Raw genomic sequence first — 21,871 nt, 5'->3', positions numbered from 1 at the left:
TCGGAACCGCGGTCTCAGACGGTGACCAGGGTCTCCAGCGGAGCGCCACCGAGGTGCGGCAGCAGCCGCTCCCGGCCGGGCAGGAAGCTCAGCTCCATCAGCACCACCACGCCCACCAGCTCCACGCCGGCCTGGCGGACCAGGTCCACCGAGGCACCGATGGTGCCGCCGGTGGCCAGCACGTCGTCCACCACCAGGACCTTCTCGCCCGGGGCGAAGGCGTCGCACTGCACCTCGAGGGTGGCCGAGCCGTACTCCAGGTCGTAGGACTTGCGGAACACCTCGCCGGGCAGCTTGCCCGCCTTGCGGATCGGCACGAAGCCGAGCCCGGCCGCGAAGGCCGCCGGGGCGGCCAGCACGAACCCCCGCGCCTCCAGACCGACCACCTTCGTCGCACCGAGCGCCTTCGCCCGGTCGGCCAGCGCCTGGGTGAGGGCCGCGAAGGCCTCGGCGTCGGCCAGCAGCGGCGCGATGTCCTTGAACAGCACGCCGGGCTTCGGGTAGTCCGGTACGTCCCGGATCCGGCTGGCGAGCAGCTCGGCGAGGACGGGGTCAGGGGAGGTCACGGGGGTCCTTACGGAGTACGGGCTCAGTGCTTGCCGGAGGGGCGGCCCTTGCCGCGGGCCCGGCCGACCGGCTGGTTGCGCTGACCAACCATACCCGCCGCCGGCTCGGAACCGTCCTCGCCGCTCTCGTCGCCGTCGGTCGGCTCGGCCTCCCGCTCGGTGGCGGCCTTGGCGTCGGCGGCCCGGCGGGCCGCGACCCGCTTGGTGAGGTCCTTCATCTCCGGCGTCAGCTCCTTGAGCTGCGCCAGCAGCGGGGTGGCGACGCAGATGGAGGAGTAGGCACCGGCCGCGAGACCGATGAACAGGGCCAGCGAGATGTCGTTCAGCGTGCCGGCCCCGAGGATGCCGCCACCGATGAACAGCAGCGCGGCGACCGGGAGCAGCGCCACCACGGTGGTGTTGATCGACCGCACCAGGGTCTGGTTCAGGCCCAGGTTGGCGGCCTCGCTGTAGGTGCGCTTGTTCTGCTTGGTGATGCCCTTGGTGTTCTCCTTCACCGTGTCGAAGACGACCACGGTGTCGTAGAGCGAGTAACCGAGGATGGTGAGGAAGCCGATCACGGTACCCGGGGTGACCTCGAAGCCCACCAGGGCGTACACGCCGATGGTGATCAGGAGGTCGTGGATCAGGGCGACCAGGGCGGCCAGCGCCATCCGCCACTCGAAGGCGACGGCCAGGTAGATGGTGACCAGCACCATGAAGATCACCAGGCCGAGCAGCGCCTTCTGGGAGATCTCGTGGCCCCAGCTGGGACCGATCACCTGGGCGTTGACCTCGTTGGCCGGGATCGACAGCTCCTTGGAGAGCTGGTCGGTGAAGGTCGTGGCGTCCACCTCGGAGGCGGAGCTGACCTGGATCCGGATGTCACCCTTGTCGGTCGACTGCACCAGCGCGGTCGAATCGTGGGTGATCTTGTTGGCCACGTCCTGGGCCTGCGAGACCGACAGGCCCGGCTTGTTGACGGTGTAGACCGAGCCGCCCTTGAACTCGATGCCCAGGTGCAGCCCCATGGCCAGACCGATGGCCGCGACCAGGACGATCACGCCGGAGATCGAGTACCAGAGCTTGCGGCGGCCGACGAAGTCGAAGCTGATCTCGCCCTGGTAGAGGCGGTGGCCGATGTTGCCGAAGCGCGACATGGCGTCAGGCCTCCTTGGGGGCGCTGGTGGCGGGGCCACGACGGCGGCTGCTCCGGATCGGCGGGCGCGCGCCCAGCCGCTTCGGGTCCAGGCCGGACCACTTGTGGCCGCTGGAGAAGAACTTGGTGCGGGCCAGCAGGGTGATCAGCGGCTTGGTGAACAGGAAGATCACCACGACGTCGAGCAGCGTGGTCAGGCCCAGGGTGAAGGCGAAGCCCTGCACCTTGCCGACCGAGACCAGGTACAGCACGGCGGCACACAGGAAGGACACGAAGTCCGAGACCAGGATGGTGCGCCGGGCCCGCGGCCAGGCGCGCTGCACGGCCGGGCGCAGCGGGGCGCCGTCGCGGACCTCGTCGCGGATCCGCTCGAAGTACACGATGAAGGAGTCCGCGGTGATACCGATCGCGACGATCGCACCGCAGACCGCGGGCAGGTTGAGCGCGAAGCCGATGGTGCCGCCGAGCAGCGACATGATCGTGTAGGTCAGCGCGGCGGAGACCAGCAGACCCGCGATCGAGACCAGGCCGAGGCCGCGGTAGTAGATCAGCGAGTAGATGACCACCAGGACCATGCCGATCAGACCGGCGATCAGGCCGGCCTTCAGCTGCTCGCCGCCGAGCTGCGGGGAGACGGTGGTGACGTCGCTCTTGGTGAAGTCGAGCGGCAGGGCGCCGAAGCTCAGCACGTTGGCGAGGCCCTTGGCCTCCTCCTGGCCGAAGTTGCCGGAGATGACCGCGTTGCCGCCGGTGATCGACTGGCTGACGTACGGGTGGGACACCACCTGGCCGTCCAGCACGATGGCGAACTGGTTCGCCGGGGACTGCTGGGTGGCGAGCTGACCGGTGACGGCGGCGAAGGCCTTGGAGCCGGCGTCGGTGAAGGACAGCTGGACCTGCCAGCCGGCCGCCTGCTGGGTGTCGAAGCCCGCGGAGGCCTTGGCCACGTCGGCGCCGTTGATGGCGACCGGGCCGAGGATGAACTTGTTCCAGCTCTGCTGGCCCTTGACGCCGGTGTCCTCCTGCTTGAGCGAGCAGGCGACGGTCGGCTTGGTCGGGTCGGTCTGGAGGTCCTTGCGCTGCTTGGGGTCCGAGCAGTCCAGCGCGGTGAACTGCTGCTGCAGCGCCGCGATGGCCGGGTCGGCGGCCGGGTCCGGGGCGGTGCCCGGGTCGACCGGCGCGCCCGGGGAGGCGGCGGCGCTCGGGGAGGCGGCACCCGAAGCGGTCGGATCGGCCTGCAGGGCACCGCTGACGGCGCGGCCGGCCTTGCTGGCGCTGGCCGAGGCGCTGGCGCCGGTGCTCGGCTTGGTGGCGGCGGCACCGGTGGCCGAGCCGCTCGGGGCCGGGCTCGGCGAGCCGCTGCCGGAGGCCGAGGCGCTCGGCGAGGCCGAGGGGTCGGCGGCCGGCTGGCCGCTGGGCGCGTAGGTCAGCACGGGGCGGAAGTAGAGCTTCGCGGTGTCGCCGACCTGCTTGATCGCGGTCTGCTGGTCACCACCGTCCGGGATGTTGACGATGATGTTCTTGTCGCCCTGGGTCTGCACCTCCGCCTCGGAGACACCCATGCCGTTGACGCGCTGCTGAATGATGCCGACCGCGATGTCCATGTTGGACTTGTTGATCGCGGCGGGATCCTTCGACGTAGCGGTCAGCGTGATGCTGGTGCCACCGGCGAGGTCGATTCCGAGACGCGGGGTCTTGTGACCGGTCCCGAACATGAGGGCGACCAGTCCGACGGTCGCCACCAGGATGAGGGCCAGCGCCCGTCCCGGGTAACCGTCGCGCGGGCGCGACTTTGGTGTTGCCACCTTGCTCGTTTCTCCCTGTCCATGCCGCCGCGGGCACCGCCGCCCCCGGTCCGGCTTGTGGCGGGACGGGGGACACCGGCGCGGGACGGCCCTGAGGTCCTGTTGGCTAGCGGCGGGCTGCCGCTCGGTCGGGCAGGCCCGACCGTACTACTTGCTCTCGGGGGCCCCACCGTCGGCGCTGCCGTTGCCCGACTTGTCCTTGTCCAGGCTGAGCGGCCGGTCCTCGGCGGCCGGCTCGTCCGCGTCGTCCGCGTGCTCGGCGGCCTCGACCTCGGCGAGCTCCGCGGCCTCGTCCTCGACCGGACGGCCGTTGATGATCGCGTCGTACTCCAGCGGGTCCAGCACCGCCGCGACGGCGCCCTTGGTGAAGTGGGTGACCACACCCGGCGCGATCTCCAGCTCGATGGTCTCCTCGTTGACCGACTTCACCAGCGCGTAGAGGCCGCCGATGGTCCGCACGCCCGCGCCCGGCTCGAGAGCCTGCTGCATGGACTGCTGCTGCGACTGGCGCTTCTTCTGCGAGCGGAACAGCAGGAAGATCGCCACGAGCGGGAGGAGGAGGATGATCAGGTTCACAGCCAGGGTCCTTAACAGGCCACCTGCCGGGGCGGCCCATGGTATGCGTCGGCCCATCGGGCGAGAGGGGCGGTCCGGCGGAGTCTAGGCGACCCGCACTGATCGGACAACGCCAAGCATCGCATCATGCCGCCGAAAGTGGCGACCCTCAGCCTGCACGGATTCCGTCCGGTTCGCTCACGCCCCGATCGCGGCGCCCGCTCAGACCGTCCGCTTCCCGTCGGCCCCCTCGCCCGCCGCGCCCCACAGGCCCGGCTGGGCGGACGGCACCGGTCGGGGCTGCTGGAGCGGCGGGGTCAGGCCCAGGTGCTGCCAGGCCGCGGCGGTGGCGACCCGGCCCCGCGGGGTGCGGGCGAGCAGGCCCTCACGGACCAGGAAGGGCTCGGCGACCTCCTCGACGGTCTCGGCCTCCTCCCCCACCGCGACCGCCAGGGTGGACAGGCCCACCGGGCCGCCGCCGAACAGCCGCAGCAGCGCGTCCAGCACCGCGCGGTCCAGCCGGTCGAGCCCGCGGGCGTCCACCTCGTAGACCTCCAGGGCCCGGCCGGCGATCTCCTGGGTGATCATGCCGTCATGCCTGACCTGGGCGAAGTCCCGGACCCGGCGCAGCAGCCGGTTGGCGATCCGGGGCGTGCCCCGGGAGCGGCCGGCGATCTCGGCGGCGCCGGCCGGGTCGATCTCCACGTCCAGCAGGGCGGCCGAGCGGTGCACCACCCGCTCCAGCTCGGCCGGGGTGTAGAACTCCATGTGCCCGGTGAAGCCGAACCGGTCGCGCAGCGGCGGCGGCAGCAGGCCGGCCCGGGTGGTCGCGCCGACCAGGGTGAACGGCGGCAGCTCCAGCGGGATCGCGGTGGCGCCCGGGCCCTTGCCGATGATCACGTCGACCCGGAAGTCCTCCATCGCCAGGTAGAGCATCTCCTCGGCGGGCCGGGACATCCGGTGGATCTCGTCCAGGAAGAGCACCTCGCCCTCGGTGAGCGAGGAGAGGATCGCGGCGAGGTCGCCCGCGTGCTGGATGGCCGGGCCGGAGGTGATCCGGATCGGGGCGTTCAGCTCGGCCGCGATGATCATCGACAGGGTGGTCTTGCCGAGGCCGGGCGGGCCGGAGAGCAGGACGTGGTCGGGCGCGCTGCCGCGCCGGCGGGCCGCCTGGAGCACCAGGGAGAGCTGCTCGCGCACCCGCTCCTGGCCGATGAACTCGTCCAGCGCCTTGGGACGCAGCGCCGCCTCGACCGCCTGGTCCTCGCCGTCGGCGGCCGCCCGCACCAGCCGGTCGGCGCCCGGGAGGTCGGTGGGGTCGGGGTCGTACGGGCTCATCGGGGCGGGCTCCAATGTCGACAAGGGAACAGGTCGTCAGATGGCTGAGGCGACGGAACGGGGTGTCAGCGGGTGCGGTTCAGCCCGCGCAGGGCGGCCTTCAGCAGGACCCCGACGTCCGGCACGGCCTGCGCCTCGGCCTCGGGGGCGACCGCGGCGACCGCGTCGTCCGCCTCGCGCGGGGCGTAGCCGAGGCCGACCAGCGCGGCGTGCAGCTGCTCGTGCCAGGGGGCGGGCCCGGCGGCGATCGGCTTCTGCGCCGGCACGGTGCCGTGCGGGGCGCCCAGCTTGTCCTTGTACTCCAGCAGCAGCTTGGCCGCCTTGGCCTTGCCGATGCCGGGCACCGCGATCAGCGCCCGCTCGTCGCCGCCGGCGATCGCCACCCGCAGCGCCTCCGGGCTGTGCACCCCGAGCATGGCCTGCGCCAGCCGGGGGCCGACACCGGGGGCGGCCTGGAGGACCTCGAAGGTGGCCCGCTCGTCGTCGTCCGCGAAGCCGTACAGGGTGAGCGAGTCCTCCCTGACCACCAGTGAGGTGGCCAGCCGGACGCTCTCGCCGAGCCGCAGCCGGGCCAGCGTGGCCGGGGTGCACTGGACGGCCATCCCGACGCCGCCCACCTCGACGACGGCGGTGGTGGCGGCGACGGCCGCGACCGGGCCCTGGACGAACGCGATCATCGGCGGTACTCCTGACGGACGGTGGGACGGGTGGTGCGGGAGGCCGTGGTGCGGGCCGCGGGGGCGGCCTCGGCGGCCCGGGCGATCGCGGCGGTGAGCCGGTTGGTGGCGCCGCCGCGCCAGATGTGACAGATGGCCAGTGCCAGCGCGTCGGCCGCGTCGGCCGGTTTCGGTGGGGCGTCCAGCCGCAGCAGCCGGGTGACCATCGCGGTGACCTGGGCCTTGTCCGCCCGGCCGGAGCCGGTGACGGCCGCCTTGACCTCGCTCGGGGTGTGCAGGGTGACCGGGATGCCGCGCCGGGTGGCGCAGAGCATCGCGACCGCGCTGGCCTGCGCGGTGCCCATCACGGTACGGACGTTGTGCTGGGCGAAGACCCGCTCGACCGCGACCAGGTCGGGCCGGTGCTCGTCCAGCCACTGCTCGATGCCCTGCTCGACCAGCAGCAGCCGCGGCCCGATCTCGGCGTCCGCGGGGGTGCGCACGACGCCGACCCCGACCATGGTCAGCGGCCGGCCGGGCGTACCGTCCACCACTCCGACGCCGCACCTGGTCAACCCAGGGTCCACACCCAGCACCCGCACTGCCAGCCCCGCCTCTCGTCCGACTCGGGAAGGCTACCGGTCGCCTCCGACAGCCGGACCGACGACACCGGCCCGGCGGTCCGAGGCGGACGGCCGGGCCGGTGTGCGAGGGGGTGCCTACTCGGCGTCGAGCTCGGCCCCGACCTCGTCGCTGATGTCGAAGTTGGCGAAGACGTTCTGCACGTCGTCGCTGTCCTCCAGGGCGTCGATCAGCTTGAAGATCTTGCGGGCGCCGTCGACGTCCAGCTCGACCTGCATGCTGGGGACGAAGTTGGCGTCGGCCGAGTCGTAGTCGATCCCGGCGTCCACCAGCGCGGTGCGGACCGCGACCATGTCGGTGGCCTCGGAGATCACCTCGAAGGTGTCGCCCAGGTCGTTGACCTCCTCGGCGCCGGCGTCCAGCACGACCTCGAAGACCTTGTCCTCGTCCACGCCGTCCGCCTTCGGGACGATGATGACGCCCTTGCGGTTGAACAGGTAGGACACCGAGCCCGGGTCGGCCATGTTGCCGCCGTTGCGGGTCATCGCGACCCGGACGTCGGAGGCGGCGCGGTTGCGGTTGTCGGTGAGGCACTCGATGAGCACCGCGACGCCGTTGGGGCCGTAGCCCTCGTACATGATCGTCGAGTAGTCGGCCCCGCCGGCCTCGGCGCCCGAGCCGCGCTTGACGGCGCGGTTGATGTTGTCGATCGGGACGGAGCTCTTCTTCGCCTTCTGGATGGCGTCGTACAGCGTCGGGTTGCCCGCCGGGTCGCCGCCGCCGGTGCGGGCCGCCACCTCGATGTTCTTGATCATCTTGGCGAAGAGCTTGCCGCGCTTGGCGTCGATCACGGCCTTCTTGTGCTTGGTGGTAGCCCACTTAGAGTGGCCGGACATCGCCAGCTCCTTTACGTCGCCAGATGGAAATGAACAGAGGAGATCCTACCGGTGTCGTCACCGGCACCTCGCACACGGTCAGCGCGAGCCGTCCAGAGCGCTCTCGACCATGGTCACGAAGTAGGCGTGCACCCGGTGGTCACCGGTCAGCTCGGGGTGGAACGAGGTGGCCAGCAGGTTGCCCTGGCGCACCGCGACGATCCGGCTGTCGGGCCCGTCGGCGGCCGGCACCTCGGCCAGCACCTGGACGCCCTGGCCCACCGACTCCACCCAGGGGGCGCGGATGAACACGCCGTTGACCGGCTCGCCGCCCAGACCCTGGAACGGGATCGCGGACTCGAAGGACTCGTTCTGCCGGCCGAAGGCGTTGCGGCGCACGGTCATGTCGATGCCGCCGACGGTCTCCTGGTCGTCCCGGCCGTCGAGGATCTTGTCCGCCAGCATGATCATGCCGGCGCAGGTGCCGTAGACCGGCATCCCGGCGGCCACCCGCTCGCGCAGCGGGTCCATCACGCCGAACAGGATCGCCAGCTTGGACATGGTCGTGGACTCGCCGCCGGGGATCACCAGCGCGTCGACCTCGGCCAGCTCCTCGGCCCGGCGCACCGGGCGGGCGAGGGCGTCGGCGGCGGCGAGCGCGATCAGGTGCTCGCGGACGTCGCCCTGCAGGGCGAGGACGCCGATCACGGGGTTGTTGGAGGACACGGTTGTTACCCCTTGGGATTGCGGTCTGGGTACGTGGCGCGGCCCGCCGCGCAATGGAGCCGCGGCGGGCCGTCGAGCGTGCTGCGGGCGGGTTACCAGCCGCGGTTGGCGTAGCGCTCGGTCTCCGGCAGGGTGTCGCAGTTGATGCCGACCATGGCCTCGCCCAGGTTGCGGGAGGCGTCCGCGATGATCTTCGGGTCGTCGTAGAAGGTGGTGGCCTTGACGATCGCGGCGGCGCGCTTGGCCGGGTCGCCCGACTTGAAGATGCCGGAGCCGACGAAGACGCCCTCGGCACCGAGCTGGCGCATCAGCGCGGCGTCGGCCGGGGTGGCCACACCACCGGCGGAGAACAGCACCACCGGGAGCTTGCCGAGCTCGGCGACCTCCTTGACCAGCTCGTACGGGGCGCGCAGCTCCTTGGCGGCGGCGTACAGCTCGTTGTTGTCGAAGCCGCGCAGCTTGGCGATCTCGTTCTTGATCTGGCGCAGGTGGCGGACGGCCTCGACCACGTTGCCGGTGCCGGCCTCGCCCTTGGAGCGGATCATGGCCGCGCCCTCGGCGATCCGGCGCAGCGCCTCGCCCAGGTTGGTGGCGCCGCAGACGAACGGCGTGGTGAAGGCGAACTTGTCGGAGTGGTTGACCTCGTCGGCCGGGGTCAGCACCTCGGACTCGTCGATGTAGTCGACGCCCAGCGACTGGAGGACCTGGGCCTCGACGAAGTGGCCGATCCGGGACTTCGCCATGACCGGGATGGAGACCGCGGCGATGATCTCCTCGATCATGTTCGGGTCGGACATCCGGGCCACGCCGCCGTCCTTGCGGATGTCCGCGGGGACCCGCTCCAGCGCCATGACGGCCACCGCACCGGCGTCCTCGGCGATCTTCGCCTGCTCGGCGTTGACCACGTCCATGATCACACCGCCCTTGAGCTGCTCGGCCATGCCGCGCTTGACGCGGGCGGTGCCGATCTGCGGCTGGTCTGCGGTGATGGGGGTGGTGGACACGTGAGACCTCACTCGAAGATGAACCAGTGCTATCGCCCTATCGTAGGCCCGAAGAGCCCGTGACCCATGCGCCATCCAGTCCATCGCCGCGATCCGCATACGACAAACAGGCTGGATCCGGGGAGCGCCGCTACGCGGGAGCACCCTCCGGAGTCAGGGCCACCGGCGGCTCATCGTCCATCTCGAAGGCCAGCGGGAAGGGCGCCCGTCCGGCCAGCCGGAAGTAGCGAACCAGCCGGTGCTCGCGTACGGCTCGGGCCGCCCGCACCGCGTCGTTGTGGAACCGGCGCGCCATCGGCACCCGGCGCACCGCCGCCGTCAGGTCCTTCACCGCCTCCGCGCCGCCCGGCGCCGCCAGCAGCGCCCGGACCTGCTCCGGCTCCGCGAGGACCGCGCGCAGCGCCAGGCTCAGCTCGCTCTCGGCCACCTCGCGGTGCTCGTCCTCGCTCTGCCGGGCCGCGTGCGAGGCCTCGTACAGCAGGATCGAGGCCGCCGGGTCGAGCAGCGAGGAGGTGGCCAGCTCCATCGCCACCGAGGCGCGCCGGACCAGCTGCGCGTCCAGCGAGGCCTTCGCCGCGTCGATCCGCGCGTGCAGCCGGTCCAGGCGCCCGGCCGTCCAGCTCAGGTAGACGGCGAACAGCACGACCGCCGCGGCGGCCCAGATCCAGGTAGTCACGGGGCGTTACGCTACCCCGCCGCCGAAACCGACTTCCGGTAGGTCCGCCGGTCCATCTCCACCACGTCGACGGCCAGGTGCAGTTCCACACCTTCGGCCGGCACCGCGTGCCGCTCCAGCAGGGCCAGCAGCGCCTCGGACAGCGCGGCCTTCTGCTCGGTGGTGCGGCCGTCCAGCAGCCGGATCTCCAGCAGCAGCAGCTCGCGGGACGGGTCGCCGTCCCCGACGTAGCTCTCCTCGACCCGGCGGAAGCGGGTCTTGCACGACGGGACGTCGGCGTCGACGGTCGCGGCGAGGAGCGGATGCAGCTCGGCGGCGAAGGCCCGCCGGTCCAGCCGCACCCGGTCCGGGTGTTCGACGATGATCTGCGGCACGGGAGCCCTCCCCTGGGCACGGACGACGAAGACCCCATCTTCGCGCACCCGCCCCGGGGCTCGGTCCCGGGTCTCAGTCCCGGGCCAGCCCGAACCGCTCGCGCCAGCCGGACCGCTCGTCCTCGGCGACCGGCGGCATCCCGTCCGTCACCGTCTCGTACACCGAGAGGATCTCCGCCCCGACGGTGTCCCAGTCGAACCGCCGCACGTGCCGCGAGGCCGCGTCGCGCAGCTCCGCCAGCCGCTGCGGGTTGCCCAGCAGCTTCACCGCCGCACCGGCCAGCGCGTCGGCGTCCTCCACCGGGAACAGCTCCCCGGCGCCGCCGCCGTCCAGCACCTGCCGGAACGCGTCCAGATCGCTGGCCAGCACCGGGGCACCGGCCGACATCGCCTCGACCAGGATGATCCCGAAGCTCTCCCCGCCGGTGTTCGGCGCCACGTACAGGTCCACGCTGCGCAGCAGCCGGGCCTTGTCCGCGTCCGTGACCATGCCGAGGAACTCGACCTGGGCCCGCACCTCGGGGGCCAGGCCCGCCACGGCCTCCTCCTCGTCGCCCTTGCCGGCCACCAGCAGCCGCACCCCCGGGCGCTCGGCGAGGATCCGCGGGAACGCCGCCAGCAGCGTCGGCAGGCCCTTGCGCGGCTCGTTGATCCGGCCGATGAAGCCGATCGTGCCCGCGCCGCCGTCCACCGCCGAACCCTGCCAGCGCGGATCCGGCTCGGCGTCCGCGAAGAACCGCACGTCCACGCCGTTCGGGATGACCACCGCGTCACCGCCCAGGTGCTCCACCAGGGTCCGCCGGGCGTACTCGCTGACCGCGATCCGGGCGCTCATCTTCTCCAGCCCCGGCTGGAGGATCGGCGAGGCCGCGATCATCGCCCGGGAGCGCGGGTTGGAGGTGTGGAAGGTCCCGACCATCGGACCGGAGGCCGACCAGGCGGCCAGCATCGACAGGCTCGGCGAGTTCGGCTCGTGCACGTGCAGGATGTCGAACCGCCCGTCGTGCAGCCACCGCCGCACCCGGGCCGCCGACAGGATGCCGAAGCTCAGCCGGGCCACCGAGCCGTTGTACGGCACCGCGACCGCCCGCCCGGCCGACACGACGTACGGCGGCAGCGCCTCGTCGTCCTCCGCCGGCGCCAGCACCGACACCCGGTGCCCGAGCCCGATCAGGTGCTCCGCCAGGTCGCGGATGTGGAACTGCACCCCGCCGGGCACGTCCCAGTCGTACGGGCAGACGATGCCGATCTTCACTGCTCCCCCTTCGCCGGCCGCGTCCCGTCCAGGTCCGCCAGCCACAGCTTCTGCAGCATGTGCCAGTCCACCGCGTGCTCGCGGATCCCCTCGGCCCACACGTCGGCCAGCGACTGCACCATCGCCGTGGTGCGCTCGCGCCGGTCGCCCCCGGCCGGCACCGGCACCTCCGGGTGGACCTCCGCGCGCAGCATCGGGCCGTCGTACCAGAGCGTCACCGGGAACAGCGCCGCACCGGTCTGCTGGGCCAGCGCCGCCGGGCCGGCCGGCATCCGGGTCGGCTCGCCGAGGAAGTCCACCGGGATCCCCGCCGCCGACAGGTCGCGGTCGCCCACCAGGCAGACCAACCCGCCCTTGCGCAGCCGCCGGGCCAGCGTGCCGATCACCGACACGTCGCTGCCGGTCAGCGCCAGCACCTCCATGCCCAGCCCCTCGCGGTAGGCCACGAAGCGGTCGAACAGCGACTCCGGCTTCAGCCGCTCGGCGACGGTGGTGAACGGGTACCCGCCGGCCGAGGCGATCCACGCCCCGGCCAGGTCCCAGTTGGCCATGTGCGGCAGCGCGAGAACGGCCCCGCGGCCGGACGCCATCGCCTCGTCCAGCGCCTCGATGTTCTTGACCGTTATGGCGTCGGCGATCCGCGCCAGGCTCCAGGCCGGCAGCCGGAAGGACTCCATCCAGTACCGCAGGTACGAGCGCATCCCCGCCCGGGACAGCTCGCGCAGCCGCGCCGCGTCCGCCTCCGGGTGCACCCGGGCCAGGTTCTTCTCCAACTGGCGCACGCCCTTGCCCTGCTTGCGCCAGGCCACGTCCGCGATCCGGTCGAACAGCGCCCGGGCGGCCGGCTCGGGCAGCCGCTTCACCGCGGCCCAGCCCAGCGCGTAGGCCGCGTCCACCAGCCGGTCCTTCACTCCGCCCCCTCGGCGGCGGCCGGCGCCGCCGCCCGCTCCATCTCGATCGACTCGCGGCGCACCGTCAGAATGCGCTGGAGCATCGTCACCAGGCTGCCGGCCGCCACCACCCACAGCGCGAACGGCAGCAGCCACTCCACGTACGGCAGGCCGAAGGTGTGCAGACCGGCCACGCCCGCCGCGACCAGAGTGATCACCAGCCGCTCGGCCCGCTCCACCAGCCCCGACACGTCCACCGGGAAGCCGAGGCTCTCGCCGCGCGCCTTGGTGTACGAGACCACCTGGCCGCTCGCCAGGCAGAACATCGCCACCACGCACAGCAGGTTGTTGTCGCCCTTCCCGGCGTACCACATCGCCAGGCCGCCGAAGATCGCCGCGTCCGCGACCCGGTCCAGCGTGGAGTCCAGGAACGCGCCCCACTTGCTGGAACGCCCCGCCTGGCGGGCCATGTTGCCGTCGACCAGGTCGGAGAAGATGAACAGGGTGATGGTGATGGTGCCCCAGAAGAACTCGCCCCGGGGGAAGAACACCAGCGCCCCCGCCACCGACCCGGCGGTACCGATCAGCGTCACCGCGTCCGGGCTCACCCCCCAGCGGAGCAGCAGGGCGGCGAACGGCGTCAGGACACGTGTGAAGAAGGCACGCGCGTATTTGTTGAGCATGGCCTTCCGGACCGCTCCGATTCTCGGGATTCCGCTCCGGACCGCTGCCGGCACCGGGCGGCCGAGCGGATCGTCCCACCCGGCCGGACAATGGTATCCACGCTGCTCGCGCGCTCCGTCGCCCCACGCCCGCGAGCGGGCATTCAGGCCAACTGACCACCGCCCAGGGCAGTTCGGCACCAACGGGACGTGATCGGACCGTCCCCGACAGTAACGGACCAGCGGGGCGCACGGAGGTCGCACAGCCATGGCGGACCGTACAGTCACCCACAGCCCGGCCCCCACCGTCGAGCGACCCGACCAGCTGCGCAACGTCGTACTGGTGGGCGCCAGCGGTGCCGGCAAGACCACCCTCGCCGAATCGCTCGCCCTCGCCGCCGGCGCCCTGACCAGGGCCGGTACCGTCCCCGACGGCACCACCGTGAGCGACCACGAGGAGATCGAGCACCAGCAGCAGCGCTCCGTCCAGCTGTCGCTGCTGCCGCTCTCCTGGCGCGACACCAAGATCAACCTGCTGGACGCGCCCGGCTACGTGGACTTCGCCGGCGAGCTCCGGGCCGGCCTGCGGGCCGCCGAGGCAGCCCTGTTCGTGATCTCCGCCACCGAACCCGTCGGCCCCGCCGTCCTCGCCCTGTGGCGCGAGTGCGCGGCCGTCTCGATGCCCCGGGCCGTGGTCCTCACCCACCTCAACGCCGCCCGGATCCGGCTCGACGAAACCCTCGACGAGCTCCGGCGGACCCTCGCCGACGGCCGCGCCGACACCCTCCTGCCGCTGCACCACCACACCCTCACCGACGGCCACCTCACCGGCTCCGTCGACCTGCTCACCGGCGCCCGCACCGGCGACAACGGCGACACCGGCGACCTCACCGAGGAACGCGCCCGGCTGGCCGAGGCCATCGCGGGTGAGGACGACGAACTTCTGGAGGCCTACCTGGCCGGCGAGGAACTCGACACCGCCGCCCTCACCGCCGCCCTGCGCCGCGAACTGCGCCAGGACACCCTGCATCCCGTCCTCGCCACCGCCCCGCCGACCGACCCCGGCGGCCCGGCCCCCGGCGTCACCGAACTGCTCGACCTGATCGCCGACGCCTTCCCCTCCCCGCTCGACCGCGCCGACGAACTCCCGCCCTGCGACCCCGACGCCCCGCTCGCCGCCCAGATCGTCCACACCGGCGAGGACCCGTACGTCGGCCGGCTCAGCCTCACCCGGATCTTCGCCGGTACCCTGCGCCCCGACACCGCCGTCCACCTCCCCGGCCACGACGACGAACGGGTCACCGCGCTCAGCTGCCCCTTCGGCCGCCAGCAGCGCCCGGTGGCGCACGCCGTCGCCGGCGACCTGGTCTGCCTCGCCAAGCTCACCGCCGCCCGCACCGGCGACACCCTCACCACCGGCCCGGACACCCTGCCGCCCTGGCCGGTGCCCGAGGCCCTGCTCCCGGTCGCCGTCGAGGCCCACAGCAAGGCCGACGAGGACCGGCTCTCGCAGAGCCTGGCCCGGCTCGCCGCCCAGGACCCGGCGCTGCACGTCGAGCAGAACCCCGACACCCACCAACTCGTGCTCTGGTGCACCGGCGAGGCCCACCAGGCGGTCACCCTGGACCGGCTGCGCACCCGCTACGGCGTGCACGTGGACACCGTGCCGTTCCGGGTCGCCCTGCGCGAGACCTTCGGCAGCCGCGCCGAGGGCCACGGCCGGCACGTCAAGCAGTCCGGCGGCCACGGCCAGTACGCGATCTGCGACCTCACCGTCGAGCCGCTGCCCGGCGGCGGCTTCGAGTTCGTCGACCACGTGGTCGGCGGCTCCGTCCCGCGCAACTTCATCCCCTCGGTGGAGAAGGGCGTCCGCGCCCAGCTCGCCCACGGCGTCCTCGCGGGCTACCCGGTCACCGACATCCGGGTCACCCTCACCGACGGCAAGGCGCACTCGGTCGACTCCTCCGACGCGGCCTTCCAGACCGCGGCCGCGCTCGCCCTCAAGGAGGCCGCCGGGCACGCCAAGGTCCAACTGCTCGAACCCGTCGACGAGGTCAGGGTGCTGCTGCCCGACGAGTACCAGGGCGCCGTGCTCAGCGACCTGTCCGCCCGGCGCGGCCACGTGCTCGGCACCGAACCCGGCGGGCCCGGCCTCAGCCTGGTCCGCGCCGAGGTCCCCGAGATCGAACTCACCCTCTACCCGGTCGAACTGCGCTCCCTCTCGCACGGCACCGGCAGCTTCTCCCGCAGCTACCTGCGGCACGCCCCGATGCCCGGCACCGTCGCCGCCCGCTACGAACACGCCTCCTGAGCCGACCCGGCCCGGCTGCCCTAGGACCTACCGCCGGGGCAGCGCGCAGGCCGCCGTACCGCCCGGCAGCTGGTGGCGGTGGCGGGCCGTCAACCGGTAGACCGCCGCGGCGAGCGGGCGCACCGGCGCCAGCGTGAGCAGCGCCCCCAGGTACGCCCAGGCGCCGCCGGAGCGCAGCAGCAGCCGGGCGGCCGCCTGTGCGCCGCCGTGCACCGCGCCGGACGGCGTCACCCAGAGCACCTCCCGCTCGGCCCGCTCCGCCGTCACCAGCCCCCGGCCGCCCGCCCGGGCGTCCAGCGCCGCCAGGTCGGCGAACTGGTACGGCACCGCGTCCCACCCGCCGGAGGACAGGCTCGCCCTCAGGTAGCGCTCCGCGAAGTTCACGCACGTGGTGCAGAAGCCGCAGTCGCCGTCGAAGACCAGCACCGGATCCCGCGAAATGTCCTCAGCCATGCCCCCGATCCTGCCGCATCCGGGCACCGCCGGAAGTCAACCGATCACCCGAGGATCGAACCGCGCCGCGAACGGGCAGCATCTGGACGGGATCGGCGGTGGCCGAGATGTGACAGCGGTTCAGACGATCATCCACGCGAGCGGGCGGCGGCACGGTAACCTGCCGCTGACAAGGGGAGGAGGGCCTGCCACAGTGAGCCAGCTCGACATGACCCCGGGTGCGCAGATACCCCGGACGGACGTCGGCAACCAGACCGCGGTCACCCAGGCGCTCTCCTCGGCCGCCTACCGGGACGCCCCGTACTCGGCGCTCGGCGACCTCCCCGGGGTCAAGGTCAAGGGGGGCAAGTTCGCCCTGTTCCGGCCGAGCGCCGGCGAGGCGTTCAGCCGCGCCCTGCTCGACCGCACCCTGCCGCCCAAGCGCAACCCGCTGGTGCCGTCCTTCGGCACCGACGTCCGCATGGTGGTCGAGCACTGCCTCGCCGCCCAGGACCTGCGCGACGCCCGGGACAAGCAGCTCAGCACCGTCACCCTGGTCTGCGGCGGCCTGTTCCTGCCCGGCACCCTGGTCTGGCTCGCCGCCTACCAGGTGCGCGCGCACTTCGCCAAGGCCGGCTCGGCCCGGGACGGCTTCTTCGGCACCCTCGCCCTGCTGGTGGCGGCCGGCCTCGCCGTCCTGCTCGCCGTCCGGCCCCCCGTCGGCGGCCTGTGGAGCCTGTACTTCCGGGTGGTGATGCTCGGCCCGGTGGTCGGCTGGTTCCTGGCCAAGCGGATCGCGCTGCGCACCACCCTGGAACAGCGGGCCCGCTGGGCGGGCCTGGTCGGGGGCAGCGCGGTCGCGGCCACCGTGCCCAAGGCCGTGCCCCGCGACCACCTCGACAAGAAGGCCACCGAGCTGAAGGGCTCGCTGGACCGGCTGACGGCCGAGCAGGAGACCAACGTCCAGCACTACGCGGGCGCGAAGGGCGTGCTCGGGGTCGGCGCCCGCTGGGCGAACTGGGACCTCTCCGAGGACCTGCGCCCGGCCGACGGCCACGAGGACTTCCGGACCTTCCACATCTACGACCTGGCCCGCAAGATCGCCGACCGGCTCGGCTCCCTCGCGACCAGCGAGATCCCGAACGGCGCGATGCCCCGGCCCGCCATCCACCAGTGGGTGGTGCAGGACATCCCGGAGGGCGCGGACGAGATCGGGCGCCCCGGCGGCAGCGAGATGGACGGCTACCGGATGCGGGACTTCGCCGTCGGCGAGGTGGCCAACCGGCAGACCTACGGCACCGACCTGCGGCACCGGATCGCCGTCCAATTCGTGCTGCACAAGGGCCAGTTGGTGGCGACCATGCTGGTCGACATCTCGGTGCTGCACAACAACCTGCGGGTCAGCGTGACCGGGCACGCGCTCGGGCCGATCGCCGGGTACTTCACGGCCAAGCCCAAGCCCAAGGAGAAGAGCATCCCCAAGACGGTCCGGTTCTGGGAGGAACAGACCGTCCAGCTCGCCCTGGTGGACAACGACGAGGTGGTCCGGCAGGCGGTGCGCGCCCCGTTCATGCGCATCCCCACCCTGCTGACCTGGCTCGGCGGCTCGATCGGCTTGCCCGAGCCGTTCAGCCTGCGCGCCTCCTGGGCGGACAAGACCTGGCCGAGCCGGTTCAAGTCGGACGACGTCATCCAGGGCGCGACCCCCGTGGTGAACGTGATCCTCGCCGCGACCATGGACTTCCTGGAGGAGCACGACGTCAGCGTCGACCGCTTCACCAACCGGTCCAACATCATGAAGTCCGAGATACAGAGCGCCCGCCCGTACCACGCGGACCGCTACGACGCCGGCTGACCGGCAGCCCGTACGCCGTAGGGCCGGCACCCCGCGCGGGGTGCCGGCCCTACGGCGTCGACGGACGGCTCAGCCCTGCGGCCAGAGGTCGGCCAGCATCTTGCGGGTGTCGGCGAGCAGCTGCGGCAGCACCTTGGTGTGCCCGACCACCGGCATGAAGTTGGTGTCCCCGCCCCAGCGCGGCACCACGTGCTGGTGCAGGTGGGCGGCGATCCCGGCGCCGGCCGCCGCGCCCTGGTTCATCCCGATGTTGAAGCCGTGCGCACCGGCGGCGGCCCGCAGCGCGGTCATCGCGCGCTTGGTGAAATCGGCCAGCTCCGCCGTCTCCGCCTCGTCCAGGTCGGTGTAGTCGGCGACGTGCCGGTACGGGACCACCATCAGGTGGCCGCCGTTGTAGGGGTAGAGGTTGAGCACCGCGAAGACCGCGGCGCCGCGGGCGATGATCAGCCCGTCCTCGTCGCTGAGCTCGGGGATCGAGCAAAACGGGCAGCCGTCGCCGGGGGCCGGCCCGGTGGGCTTGTTCTCACCCTGGATGTACGCCATCCGGTGGGGGGTCCACAGGCGCTGGAAGCCGTCCGGCTCCCCCACGCCCTGCTGCAGTTCCGGCTCGCTCGTCATGCTGATCAGCATAGGCGCCGCAGCCCGCCGGGAAACCAGTGCGGGGCAGACTCCTTCGAGCCCGCCCCGCACCGGATCACACCTTCCGGGTCACACCTGGATCCGGCGCTCCACCGCGTCGACGATCTCGGCGACCGCGTCGGCCACCGGGACGCCGTTCTTCTGCTCGCCGTTGCGGTAGCGGAAGGACACCGCGCCGGCCTCGACGTCGTCGTTGCCCGCGATCAGCATGAAGGGGACCTTCTGCTTCTGCGCGTTGCGGATCTTCTTCTGCATCCGGTCGTCCGAGGCGTCCACCTCGACCCGGATCCCGTGCTTCTTGAGCTCGGCCGCGACCTCGCGCAGGTACGGGATGTGCTCGTCGGTGATCGGGATGCCGACCACGGTGACCGGGGCGAGCCACGGCGGCATGGCGCCGGCGTAGTGCTCCAGCAGCACCGCGAAGAAGCGCTCGATCGAGCCGAACAGCGCCCGGTGGATCATGACCGGCCGCTGGCGGTTGCCGTCCGAGCCCTGGAACTCCAGCTCGAAGCGCTGCGGCAGCTGGAAGTCGACCTGGATGGTCGACATCTGCCAGGTCCGCCCGATCGCGTCCTTGGCCTGCACCGAGATCTTGGGACCGTAGAAGGCGGCGCCGGCCGGGTCGAGAACGAGGTCGAGGCCCTGCTTCTCGGCGGCCGCCCGCAGGGTCTCGGTGGCCTCCTCCCAGTCCTCGTCCGAGCCGATGAACTTCTCCGGATCCTTGGTCGAGAGCTCCAGGTAGAAGTCGTTCAGCCCGTAGTCGCGCAGCAGGTTCAGCACGAAGGTGAGCAGCGAGTCCAGCTCGTCGGCCATCTGCTCGCGGGTGCAGTAGATGTGCGCGTCGTCCTGGGTGAAGCCGCGGGCCCGGGTCAGCCCGTGCACGACGCCCGACTTCTCGTACCGGTACACGGTGCCGAACTCGAAGAGCCGCAGCGGCAGTTCGCGGTACGACCGGCCGCGCGAGCGGTAGATCAGGTTGTGCATCGGGCAGTTCATCGGCTTGAGGTAGTAGTCCGTCTCGCCGTCGAGCTTCATGGGCGGGTACATGCCGTCGGCGTACCAGTCCAGGTGGCCGGAGAGCTCGAACAGGGTGCCCTTGGTGGCGTGCGGCGAGTAGACGAACTCGTAGCCGGACTCCTCGTGGCGCTTGCGCGAGTAGTCCTCCATCACCCGGCGCATCACTCCGCCCCTGGGGTGGAAGACCGCGAGGCCGGAGCCGATCTCCTCCGGGATGGAGAAGAGGTCGAGCTCGCTGCCGAGCTTGCGGTGGTCGCGCTTGGCGGCCTCCTCCAGGAACTCCAGGTGCGCCTTCAGCTCGTCCTTGGTCGGCCAGGCGGTCCCGTAGAGGCGCTGGAGCTGGGGGTTCTTCTCGCTGCCGCGCCAGTAGGCGGCGGCCGAGCGCATCAGCTTGAAGGCCGGGATGTTGCGGGTGGACGGCAGGTGCGGGCCACGGCACAGGTCGCCCCAGCACACGTCGCCGGTCTTGGCGTCCAGGTTGTCGTAGATGGTCAGCTCGCCGGCGCCGACCTCGACCGAGGCGCCGTCCTCGACCGAGGCGCTGCCCTTGAGGCCGATCAGCTCCAGCTTGAACGGCTCGGCGGCCAGCTCCTCGCGGGCGGCCTCGTCGGTGACCACCCGGCGGGAGAACTTCTGCCCGCGCTTGATGATCTCCTGCATCTTCTTCTCGATGGCCTTGAGGTCATCGGGGTGGAACGGCTTCTCGACGTCGAAGTCGTAGTAGAAGCCGTCCTTGATCGGCGGGCCGATGCCGAGCTTGGCCTCCGGGAAGAGCTCCTGCACGGCCTGCGCCATCACGTGCGCGGTCGAGTGCCGCAGGATGTCCAGGCCGTCCTTGCTGCCGATCGCGACCGGCTCGACCTCGTCGCCCTCGCCCACCTGGTAGGCGAGGTCCTTCAGCGCGCCACCGACCCGGGCGGCGATGATCGAGCGGTCGTCGGCGAAGAGGTCGGCGGCGGTGGTGCCCGTGGTCACCACGCGCTCTTCCCGATCGGGTTCGCGGTTGATGATGATCCGGGCGTCGGTCACCGGTCTCTCCTGACATCTGTCTGCCACAGCACTCTGCTGCGCACCCCCGATGGTACCGAGCCGTGACCGGCCGCCGCGCACCGATATCACCCCGCCGCCCCGGTGAGCACTCCCTCACCCTCCGTGAGGCGCCGCCGCCCGGCCGCGCCACGCCGACCCTGGATTGAGTGGGCGTCAACTGCGGTATCACCTCTGCGTAACGCCGCTGGGCGCGGCGCGCCGCTGGTCCTCGGCGGCGCGCGGCGCCCCGCCCGGTGGCACCGTGAGGGGCAGTCATGCAGCAGTCAGGGCACTGGTACGAAGGTCCGCTCGCCTCGTTCGACACCGAGACCACCGGCGTGGACGTCGAGTCCGACCGGATCGTCTCCGCCGCCCTGGTCCGCCAAGGCGCCCCCGGCCTGCCCGTGCGCACGGTGCAGTGGCTGGCCGACCCGGGCGTCCCGATCCCCGACGGCGCCCGCGCGGTGCACGGCATCAGCGACGAGCACGTCCGCAGCCACGGCCGCCCGGCCCGGGCCGTGGTGGGCGAGATCGCCCGCGCGCTGGCCGAACAGGCCGCCGCCGGCGTCCCGGTGGTGGTGATGAACGCGCCGTACGACCTGACCCTGCTCGACCGCGAGCTGCGCCGGCACCACGGCGGCACGCTGGCCGGCGCACTGGCCGGCGGCGAACTCCTGGTGCTGGACCCGTGGGTGCTGGACAAGCACGTGGACCGCTACCGCAAGGGCCGCCGCACCCTGACCGACCTGTGTGCCCACTACGACGTCAGCCTGGTCGGCGCGCACGACGCGGCCGCCGACGCCCGCGCCGCCCTCGACCTGGTCCGCGCGCTCGGCTCCCGCTTCCCCGAGCGGATAGGCACGCTGGCCCCGCCCGAGCTGCACCTGCGCCAGGCGGTCTGGCACGCGGCCCAGGCCCGCGGGCTCCAGCGCTGGTTCGACCGCTCGGGCACCCCGGAACAGGTGGACTTCGCCTGGCCGTTGCGGCCGGCCCGGTGCGCCTGCGGCCGCCGGCTCAGCGCCGAGCACCGGTGCGACCTGGCGGCCTGACCGGTCCGGGCCGCCGGTCGAACCACCCGTAACGACAGTCAGGCCCCGACCAACTGGTGGTCGGGGCCTGACTGCTGTGCTCGGTGGGCGATACTGGGATCGAACCAGTGACCCCTTCGGTGTGAACGAAGTGCTCTCCCGCTGAGCTAATCGCCCGGGCAACGAGAAGAAGACTAGCACTACTTGGCCGCAGGTCTCCAACCGCTTCCGCCGGCTCCGGCCGACGCTCCCACAGATCCCCACACGCAGCTGCCCGGTGAATAGGCATCAGGAGATGTCGGATATCGGAAAACACGGAGGGCCCCGGCCAAAGAATGGCCGGGGCCCTCCGTCTTGCTCTGCATTCCGGTGGGCGATACTGGGATCGAACCAGTGACCCCTTCGGTGTGAACGAAGTGCTCTCCCGCTGAGCTAATCGCCCGGGTGCAGGGAAAACA

Annotated in this window: 21 protein-coding genes and 2 tRNA genes; 3 read left to right on the top strand and 20 right to left on the bottom strand. The window is 72.1% G+C overall.

Annotated features, from left to right (window positions below; all coding sequences use genetic code 11):
• Nucleotides 1-14 precede the first annotated feature (14 nt).
• The 15 genes from ABT014_RS12005 to pgsA form a co-directional block, all read right to left on the bottom strand.
• The gene (locus tag ABT014_RS12005) at nt 15-566 is read right to left on the bottom strand and encodes an adenine phosphoribosyltransferase (protein WP_350638565.1); all 552 of its coding nucleotides are present in this window, start codon (nt 564-566) and stop codon (nt 15-17) included.
• A 23-nt stretch (nt 567-589) separates the two neighbouring features.
• Nucleotides 590-1,705, bottom strand: a complete 1,116-nt coding sequence (gene secF / locus ABT014_RS12000; RefSeq protein ID WP_350638564.1) for a protein translocase subunit SecF — start codon at nt 1,703-1,705, stop codon at nt 590-592.
• 4 nt (nt 1,706-1,709) lie between these two features.
• Nucleotides 1,710-3,509: a protein translocase subunit SecD gene (secD, locus tag ABT014_RS11995; protein WP_350638563.1), complete on the bottom strand. Its 1,800-nt coding sequence runs from the start codon at nt 3,507-3,509 to the stop codon at nt 1,710-1,712.
• Nucleotides 3,510-3,656: 147 nt separating this feature from the next.
• Nucleotides 3,657-4,085 carry a preprotein translocase subunit YajC gene (gene yajC, locus ABT014_RS11990; protein ID WP_350638562.1) on the bottom strand — a complete coding sequence of 143 codons (429 nt, stop codon included), beginning with the start codon at nt 4,083-4,085 and terminating at the stop codon, nt 3,657-3,659.
• Between the two features lie 201 nt (nt 4,086-4,286).
• Complete coding sequence (gene ruvB, locus ABT014_RS11985) at nt 4,287-5,402, bottom strand: Holliday junction branch migration DNA helicase RuvB (RefSeq protein ID WP_350638561.1); 1,116 nt, start codon at nt 5,400-5,402, stop codon at nt 4,287-4,289.
• A 65-nt stretch (nt 5,403-5,467) separates the two neighbouring features.
• Entirely contained in the window at nt 5,468-6,079 is a 612-nt protein-coding gene (ruvA, locus tag ABT014_RS11980; protein ID WP_350638560.1) for a Holliday junction branch migration protein RuvA, read from the bottom strand.
• Nucleotides 6,076-6,660 (bottom strand): crossover junction endodeoxyribonuclease RuvC, encoded by a 585-nt coding sequence (gene ruvC / locus ABT014_RS11975; RefSeq protein ID WP_350638559.1) that lies wholly within the window; start codon nt 6,658-6,660, stop codon nt 6,076-6,078. The genes ruvA and ruvC overlap by 4 nt, the downstream gene beginning before the upstream one ends.
• 117 nt (nt 6,661-6,777) lie before the next feature.
• Complete coding sequence (locus ABT014_RS11970; RefSeq protein WP_350638558.1) at nt 6,778-7,536, bottom strand: YebC/PmpR family DNA-binding transcriptional regulator; 759 nt, start codon at nt 7,534-7,536, stop codon at nt 6,778-6,780.
• A 78-nt stretch (nt 7,537-7,614) separates the two neighbouring features.
• Complete coding sequence (pdxT, locus tag ABT014_RS11965; RefSeq protein WP_350638557.1) at nt 7,615-8,241, bottom strand: pyridoxal 5'-phosphate synthase glutaminase subunit PdxT; 627 nt, start codon at nt 8,239-8,241, stop codon at nt 7,615-7,617.
• Nucleotides 8,242-8,333: 92 nt separating this feature from the next.
• Nucleotides 8,334-9,245: a pyridoxal 5'-phosphate synthase lyase subunit PdxS gene (gene pdxS, locus ABT014_RS11960; RefSeq protein WP_350638556.1), complete on the bottom strand. Its 912-nt coding sequence runs from the start codon at nt 9,243-9,245 to the stop codon at nt 8,334-8,336.
• 130 nt (nt 9,246-9,375) lie between these two features.
• Nucleotides 9,376-9,921: a hypothetical protein gene (locus tag ABT014_RS11955; protein ID WP_350638555.1), complete on the bottom strand. Its 546-nt coding sequence runs from the start codon at nt 9,919-9,921 to the stop codon at nt 9,376-9,378.
• Between the two features lie 11 nt (nt 9,922-9,932).
• On the bottom strand, nt 9,933-10,295 hold the full coding sequence (locus ABT014_RS11950; RefSeq protein WP_350638554.1) for an isomerase: 363 nt from the start codon (nt 10,293-10,295) through the stop codon (nt 9,933-9,935).
• A gap of 73 nt (nt 10,296-10,368) precedes the next feature.
• A complete protein-coding gene (locus ABT014_RS11945) occupies nt 10,369-11,550 on the bottom strand; it encodes a glycosyltransferase family 4 protein (protein WP_350638553.1) in 1,182 nt (393 codons plus the stop codon).
• The gene (locus ABT014_RS11940) at nt 11,547-12,461 is read right to left on the bottom strand and encodes a phosphatidylinositol mannoside acyltransferase (protein ID WP_350638552.1); all 915 of its coding nucleotides are present in this window, start codon (nt 12,459-12,461) and stop codon (nt 11,547-11,549) included. The genes ABT014_RS11945 and ABT014_RS11940 overlap by 4 nt, the downstream gene beginning before the upstream one ends.
• Nucleotides 12,458-13,123 (bottom strand): phosphatidylinositol phosphate synthase, encoded by a 666-nt coding sequence (pgsA, locus tag ABT014_RS11935; protein WP_350638551.1) that lies wholly within the window; start codon nt 13,121-13,123, stop codon nt 12,458-12,460. The genes ABT014_RS11940 and pgsA overlap by 4 nt, the downstream gene beginning before the upstream one ends.
• Nucleotides 13,124-13,370: 247 nt before the next feature.
• Between pgsA and ABT014_RS11930 the strand changes: the two genes are divergently transcribed.
• Nucleotides 13,371-15,413, top strand: coding sequence for an elongation factor G-like protein EF-G2 (locus ABT014_RS11930; RefSeq protein WP_350638550.1), 2,043 nt, complete (start codon nt 13,371-13,373; stop codon nt 15,411-15,413).
• 27 nt (nt 15,414-15,440) lie between these two features.
• On the opposite strand, the gene ABT014_RS11925 is transcribed toward ABT014_RS11930, so the two are convergent.
• Entirely contained in the window at nt 15,441-15,866 is a 426-nt protein-coding gene (locus tag ABT014_RS11925) for a thiol-disulfide oxidoreductase DCC family protein (RefSeq protein ID WP_350638549.1), read from the bottom strand.
• A gap of 193 nt (nt 15,867-16,059) precedes the next feature.
• Here ABT014_RS11925 and ABT014_RS11920 point away from each other — a divergent pair, with 193 nt between their 5' ends.
• Nucleotides 16,060-17,700 (top strand): AbeC-like domain-containing protein, encoded by a 1,641-nt coding sequence (locus tag ABT014_RS11920; protein ID WP_350638548.1) that lies wholly within the window; start codon nt 16,060-16,062, stop codon nt 17,698-17,700.
• Between the two features lie 69 nt (nt 17,701-17,769).
• Here the strand turns inward: ABT014_RS11920 and ABT014_RS11915 are convergent, their stop codons facing one another.
• Both ABT014_RS11915 and thrS read right to left on the bottom strand, forming a co-directional pair.
• Nucleotides 17,770-18,330, bottom strand: coding sequence for an HIT family protein (locus ABT014_RS11915; RefSeq protein ID WP_350638547.1), 561 nt, complete (start codon nt 18,328-18,330; stop codon nt 17,770-17,772).
• A 78-nt stretch (nt 18,331-18,408) separates the two neighbouring features.
• Nucleotides 18,409-20,385, bottom strand: coding sequence for a threonine--tRNA ligase (gene thrS, locus ABT014_RS11910; protein WP_350638546.1), 1,977 nt, complete (start codon nt 20,383-20,385; stop codon nt 18,409-18,411).
• 275 nt (nt 20,386-20,660) lie between these two features.
• On the opposite strand from thrS, the gene ABT014_RS11905 reads away from it, so the two are divergent.
• Complete coding sequence (locus tag ABT014_RS11905) at nt 20,661-21,434, top strand: exonuclease domain-containing protein (protein WP_350638545.1); 774 nt, start codon at nt 20,661-20,663, stop codon at nt 21,432-21,434.
• Nucleotides 21,435-21,518: 84 nt separating this feature from the next.
• Here ABT014_RS11905 and ABT014_RS11900 read toward each other — a convergent pair.
• Together ABT014_RS11900 and ABT014_RS11895 are read right to left on the bottom strand one after the other, a co-directional pair.
• A tRNA-Val gene (locus ABT014_RS11900) sits at nt 21,519-21,590 on the bottom strand.
• A 193-nt stretch (nt 21,591-21,783) separates the two neighbouring features.
• A tRNA-Val gene (locus ABT014_RS11895) sits at nt 21,784-21,855 on the bottom strand.
• Nucleotides 21,856-21,871 lie beyond the last annotated feature (16 nt).

Source organism: Kitasatospora sp. NPDC094015, assembly GCF_040304075.1.
Lineage (GTDB): Bacteria > Actinomycetota > Actinomycetes > Streptomycetales > Streptomycetaceae > Kitasatospora.
This window is presented reverse-complemented; position numbering and strand designations above follow the sequence as displayed.

Bases quoted from the DNA above. Each gene is read 5' to 3' on its own strand.
- secF (WP_350638564.1), bottom strand. From the start codon at position 1,705: ATGTCGCGCTTCGGCAACATCGGCCACCGCCTCTACCAGGGCGAGATC.
- ruvB (WP_350638561.1), bottom strand. From the start codon at position 5,402: ATGAGCCCGTACGACCCCGACCCCACCGACCTCCCGGGCGCCGACCGG.
- ruvA (WP_350638560.1), bottom strand. From the start codon at position 6,079: ATGATCGCGTTCGTCCAGGGCCCGGTCGCGGCCGTCGCCGCCACCACC.
- ABT014_RS11970 (WP_350638558.1), bottom strand. From the start codon at position 7,536: ATGTCCGGCCACTCTAAGTGGGCTACCACCAAGCACAAGAAGGCCGTG.
- pgsA (WP_350638551.1), bottom strand. From the start codon at position 13,123: ATGCTCAACAAATACGCGCGTGCCTTCTTCACACGTGTCCTGACGCCG.
- ABT014_RS11930 (WP_350638550.1), top strand. From the start codon at position 13,371: ATGGCGGACCGTACAGTCACCCACAGCCCGGCCCCCACCGTCGAGCGA.
- ABT014_RS11925 (WP_350638549.1), bottom strand. From the start codon at position 15,866: ATGGCTGAGGACATTTCGCGGGATCCGGTGCTGGTCTTCGACGGCGAC.
- ABT014_RS11915 (WP_350638547.1), bottom strand. From the start codon at position 18,330: ATGCTGATCAGCATGACGAGCGAGCCGGAACTGCAGCAGGGCGTGGGG.
- ABT014_RS11905 (WP_350638545.1), top strand. From the start codon at position 20,661: ATGCAGCAGTCAGGGCACTGGTACGAAGGTCCGCTCGCCTCGTTCGAC.